Origin of the sequence: Streptomyces sp. SID3343, from assembly GCF_009865215.1 — a bacterium.
Lineage (GTDB): Bacteria > Actinomycetota > Actinomycetes > Streptomycetales > Streptomycetaceae > Embleya.
Genome location: NZ_WWJX01000329.1, coordinates 1 through 605 on the forward strand (window position 1 = coordinate 1; position 605 = coordinate 605).

The following is a 605-nucleotide window of genomic DNA, read 5'->3' on the forward strand; positions in this document are numbered from 1 at the left end:
CCGGGGTTGCTTCCGGTGCCCATGGCGTCGACGGCGGTCTGCAGGTTGCCGTCGATGTCGTAGGTGGTGTCGCGTTTGTGCCCTTGGGCGTCGGTGGCGCGGTCGACGTGGCCGTCGGCCTGGACCGCGAAGGTGGTGGCGTTCAACCGCGGATCGGTGACGGTGGGGTCGCCCGCGACGCCGTGGGCGGCCGAGTACGCGTACAGCGTGACGGCCTCGCGGTTGGTGGGCAGGTCGGTGACCTGCGTGACGGAGGTGGCGCGGCTGGAGGCGTCGTAGGTGAAGCGGGTGAGGTGACCCATCGCGGTGGTGATCTGCGTGACGCGCTCGTCGTTGTCGTACGCGTACCGGACGGTCTCGCCGTTGACGTCGTCGACCTTGCCCACGACCCACTGCCGGCCGTTGGGGTCGATGTTGCGAACCAGGCGATACGTGGCGGTGCGCCCGGCGTTGTCGACGACGGCGAGGTTCTTCCACTGCGGCCCGTCACCGGTGTCGGGCCCACTGCCCGCGGGGTGCAGTTCGACCCAACGCCCCGAGCGCGTCTCGGTGGCCTGCACGGTGTCGGCGCCGGTGCGCACGACGGTGATCTTCCCGCCGTTGCG

General features: G+C 70.7%; 1 pseudogene. It reads right to left on the reverse strand.

The features are described 5' to 3' along the window. A pseudogene (locus GT354_RS11030) lies at positions 1-581 on the reverse strand (hypothetical protein); the annotation flags it as partial. Positions 582-605 lie beyond the last annotated feature (24 nt).